The organism is Blastococcus saxobsidens, from assembly GCF_002938435.1.
GTDB classification, from domain to species: domain Bacteria; phylum Actinomycetota; class Actinomycetes; order Mycobacteriales; family Geodermatophilaceae; genus Blastococcus; species Blastococcus saxobsidens.
In genome coordinates, this window is sequence record NZ_POQT01000071.1 from 1 (window position 1) to 4,310 (window position 4,310).

The 4,310-nt window shown below is 75.4% G+C and carries 4 protein-coding genes, 1 tRNA gene and 1 other RNA gene; 3 read left to right on the top strand and 3 right to left on the bottom strand.

Going from position 1 to position 4,310, the window contains the following annotated elements; genetic code table 11:
* On the bottom strand, positions 1 to 1,330 hold a 1,330-nt coding region (locus C5507_RS21810; RefSeq protein WP_158657685.1), incomplete at its 3' end, for a DNA polymerase III subunit gamma and tau.
* A gap of 155 nt (positions 1,331 to 1,485) precedes the next feature.
* Positions 1,486 to 1,581, bottom strand: an RNA gene (gene ffs, locus C5507_RS21815) — signal recognition particle sRNA small type.
* Positions 1,582 to 1,677: 96 nt separating this feature from the next.
* On the opposite strand from ffs, the gene C5507_RS21820 reads away from it, so the two are divergent.
* Entirely contained in the window at positions 1,678 to 2,604 is a 927-nt protein-coding gene (locus tag C5507_RS21820; RefSeq protein ID WP_104530577.1) for a DMT family transporter, read from the top strand.
* A gap of 56 nt (positions 2,605 to 2,660) precedes the next feature.
* Here C5507_RS21820 and C5507_RS21825 read toward each other — a convergent pair.
* A tRNA-Ser gene (locus C5507_RS21825) sits at positions 2,661 to 2,745 on the bottom strand.
* A 162-nt stretch (positions 2,746 to 2,907) separates the two neighbouring features.
* Between C5507_RS21825 and C5507_RS21830 the strand changes: the two genes are divergently transcribed.
* Together C5507_RS21830 and C5507_RS21835 are read left to right on the top strand one after the other, a co-directional pair.
* Positions 2,908 to 3,255 (top strand): hypothetical protein, encoded by a 348-nt coding sequence (locus tag C5507_RS21830; protein WP_104530578.1) that lies wholly within the window; start codon positions 2,908 to 2,910, stop codon positions 3,253 to 3,255.
* Positions 3,256 to 3,274: 19 nt separating this feature from the next.
* On the top strand, positions 3,275 to 4,310 hold a 1,036-nt coding region (locus C5507_RS21835), incomplete at its 3' end, for a serine/threonine-protein kinase (protein ID WP_104530579.1).

A 4,310-nucleotide genomic window follows, 5' to 3' on the forward strand; every position in this document is an offset into this window, starting at 1 on the left:
CCGGTGCTGCGGCGGCCTGCGACCTGCGCACGAACTCCCTGCGGGCGGCGGTGGACTCCGCCGTCGGCGCCGCCTCGCGCACCGGGGCCTCGCGCACGGGCTCGCGCGCCGGGGCGGCGCGGACCGGCGCCTCCACCGCCACCTCCGGCCGGCCGGCGTGCTCGCCCGCGATGGACATCCGCCGCTCGAGCCGCTCCAGGCGCTGCAGGGTGGCGACGGCCGAGCCGTCCGTGGCCGGCAGCAGCATGCGGGCGCAGACGAGCTCGAGCAGCAGCCGGGGCGCCGTCGTCCCGCGCATCTCGGTGAGGCCCTCGTGGACGGTGTCGGCCATTCGCGACAGCGTCGCCGACCCGAGCGCCTGCGCCTGCTGGTTCATCAGGTCCAGCCGGTCGGGCGGGCAGTCGAGCAGGCCGTTGCCGCCGGCCTCGGGCACCGCGTCGAGCACGATCAGGTCGCGCAGCCGGTCCAGCAGGTCGGTGGCGAAGCGGCGCGGGTCGTGCCCGGCCTCGACCACCCGGTCGACCGCGCGGAAGACGCCGGGGGCGTCGGAGGCGGCCAGCGCGTCGATGGTCTCGTCGAGCAGCGCGTCGTCGGTGACGCCGAGCAGGCCGACGGCGCCCCTGTAGGTGACGCCCTCGGGGCCGGCGCCGGCCAGCAGCTGGTCGAGGATCGACAGCGAGTCGCGGACCGAGCCGCCACCGGCCCGCACCACCAGCGGGAAGACGGTGGGCTCGACGGTGACGCCCTCGGCCGAGCAGGTCTTCTCCAGCAGGGTGCGCAGCGTGGTCGGCGGCACCAGCCGGAACGGGTAGTGGTGGGTGCGCGACCGGATGGTGGGCAGCACCTTCTCCGGCTCCGTCGTCGCGAAGACGAAGACCAGGAACTCCGGCGGCTCCTCGACCACCTTGAGCAGGGCGTTGAAGCCCTGCGTGGTCACCATGTGCGCCTCGTCGACGATGTAGACCTTGTAGCGGCTGTGCACCGGGGCGAAGAAGGCCCGCTCGCGCAGGTCGCGGGCGTCGTCGACACCACCGTGGCTGGCCGCGTCGATCTCGATGACGTCGAGGGAGCCGGGGCCGTCGGGCGCGAGCGCCACGCAGGAGCCGCAGACCCCGCACGGCGTGGACGTCGGCCCCTGCTCGCAGTTCAGGGAGCGGGCCAGGATCCGCGCCGACGACGTCTTGCCGCAGCCGCGCGGGCCGCTGAAGAGGTAGGCGTGGTTGATCCGGCCGCCGTCGACCGCGTTCACCAGGGGTGCGGTGACGTGCTCCTGCCCGACCACCTCGGCGAAGGTCGCCGGGCGGTACTTCCGGTAGAGAGCGAGAGCCACGTCGGCAGGTTACGCGGAAGGGAGGACACCCCGAGCGGGCCGAGGTGGGCCCGGGGCGGGGCCCGGAAGGTCCCCTGCGGGGACACGGGCAGCGACTCCACGCAACAGGGGGGCGGCACCTGGCCGCGGTGCGGTCCGGAGGACCGCGATGTCATGAAAAGGACCCCCCGCGCACCCGCCAGAGCCCGCTTATCCTTGCTGCCTTCCGGCCCTGGGGAGGTTCACAGGATGACGCCACACGAGGGGTCCCCCCCACTGTAGAGGAAACGGTCCGGGACCCGGACGACTCCCCCGCTAGGCTCGCCCCGCGCTCCGATCGCGCCGCCGGAACCCGCACCTGGAGCGTCATGAGCACCCCGAGCCCCACCGCGCCGCGCCACGGCTTCGTCCTCGTGGTGCTCGCGGCCCTCTGCTGGGGAACCGCCGGCTTCAGCGGCAGCCTCGTCACCCGGCACAGCGACCTGGGGCCGCTGGACATCGCCTGGCACCGCATGGCGATCGGTGCCGTGGTGCTCTCCGCCGGGTTCGCCCTCTTCCGCCGTCGACGGGGCGGCACGGCTGCGCCCCTCGACCGGGGCACGTGGGTCCGGCTGGGGCTGGTCGCCGCCGGCCTCGCCGCCTACCAGCTGGCGTACTTCGCGGCGGTCGCGACCGCGGGGGTCAGCATCGCCACGCTCGTGGCCCTGGGTCTCGCGCCGCTGCTCATCGCGCTGGGCGCCACCGCGCTCGGCCACGGCCGGCCGGACCGGGCCACGGTGGTCGCCCTCGTCGCGGCGCTGGTCGGCCTGGTCCTGCTGGTGGGCGTCTCCGCCGGCGCCGACACCGGGACGACGATCGTGCTGGGTGCCCTCACGGCCGTCGGCTCGGCGCTGGGCTACGCCGTCGTCACCCTGGCCGGGGGCGGCGTCCCGGCCGGCATCCCGGTCACGCTCGTCGGGTTCGCCGGCGGCGCACTGCTGCTCACCCCGGTCGCGCTGGCCGCCGGGCTGCGCTTCACCGCCGACCCGGTCGCGCTGGGAGTGCTGCTCTACCTGGGCGCCGTCCCGAGCGCCCTGGCGTACGGGATGTTCTTCACCGGGCTGCGGACGGTGCCGGGCGCGGTCGCCGCGATCGTCACGCTGCTGGAACCGCTGACGGCCACGGCCCTGGCGACGGCGTTCCTGGGTGAGCGGCTCTCGCCCGCCGCGCTGGCCGGGGGCGTGCTGGTGCTCGCCGCCGTCGCCGGGCTCTACCTGCAGCGGCTGCGGCAGCCCGTTCCGGCCGCGGGCGCCTGACCCGGGCGGGAGGACGCGACGGGCCCCCGGCGTACTGCCGGGGGCCCGTCGACCTGCGGAGGATGGGAGATTCGAACTCCCGAGGGGTTGCCCCCAACCCGCTTTCCAAGCGAGCGCCATAGGCCACTAGGCGAATCCTCCAGGTACGCGCGCCATCGTAGCGGGCGCGCTCCGGCGGCTCGTTGCAGCACTGCCGGCGGGCCGTCGGGCATGGTGTGCTGCATCCTGCACCGCAGAGCGGTTGGCCGGGTGGTCGGCGGGGAAGGGCCTCGAACTGCGGGGTCACGGACGAGGAGGCAGGGCATGAGCGAGCACAGCGAGCTGCGGCCGGACGTCGTCGAGGCGATCGTCGACGTGCTCAAGGGCGGCGACGCGGGCGGCCTGCCGGCCGGCGCGACCCCCGCGGAGAAGACCGCGGCCAAGGACCGGTACCTCTCGGAGTTCGTGGCCGAGCGCAGCAAGCGCGACCGGCAGGCGCAGGCCTGGGAGCTGCTGCTGACCCGCAGCTACGACGAGGCGCCGACGTGGCAGCGCATCTTCGACGACCTCGAGCCCGGCGTGCACACCGAGCTGGGTGAGCTCTACGACGCCCTCCCCGCCGGCGCGCAGGAGGAGTACGCGCGCCGGTACGGCGTGCCGTCCACCGTCTGAGCGCGTCCGCCCGCCGTCGATGACCCGTCCCGTCACCGCGCCCGGCCGCCTCGTCGCCGGGCGCTACCGGCTGGAGGCGCAGATCGGTGGCGGCGGGATGGGCACCGTCTGGCTGGCCCGCGACGAGCTGCTCGGCCGCCAGGTGGCCGTCAAGCAGGTGCTCTTACCTCTCGGCGCCGATGAGAGGCAGGTCGACGAGCAGCGCCAGCGGGCGCTGCGCGAGGGCCGGATCGCCGCCCGGCTGAGCCATCCGCACGCCATCTCGGTCTACGACGTCGCCGTCGAGGGCGGCGCCCCGTGGCTGGTCATGGAGTACCTGCCGTCCCGCAGCCTGGCCGAGGTGCTCCGGGAGGACGGCGTCCTGCGCGGCGACCAGGTGGCCCAGATCGGCGCCCAGGTGGCCGACGCACTGGCCGCGACCCACTCCGCCGGCATCGTGCACCGGGACGTGAAGCCGGCCAACATCCTGATCGGGCAGGGCGGTCGGGTCGCCGGGCTGGTGAAGATCACCGACTTCGGCATCTCGCACGCCCGCGGCGACGTCACGCTCACCCAGACCGGCCAGATCACCGGCACCCCGGCGTTCCTCGCCCCCGAGGTGGCGCAGGGCCGCGAGATGACCGAGAGCAGCGACGTCTTCTCCCTCGGCGCGACGCTGTACACGTGCCTGGAGGGCACGCCGCCGTTCGGCATGGACGACAACCCGCTCGGCATGCTGCACCGGGTCGCCGGCGGGCAGATCACCCTTCCGCGTCGCGCCGGATCGCTCGCCGAGCCGCTGCTGCGGATGCTCGCCGCGGATCCCGCCGACCGCCCCGCGATGACCGAGGTGCGCGACGACCTGGCGAAGCTCGCCGCCGGGCGGGACGGCGACACCACCACGGTGCTGCTGGCCCGCACCGACCTGCGGCCGCAGGGACGCTCCGGCACCGCGGTGTTCGCCGCGGGCGCGGCGGGCGCGGCGAGCGCGGGCGCGGCGCCGGCCGTGGCCGACCAGCCGACCCCGATCCCGGCTTCCGCCCGGACCCCCGTGCCCCCGGCTGCCCGACCCCGGG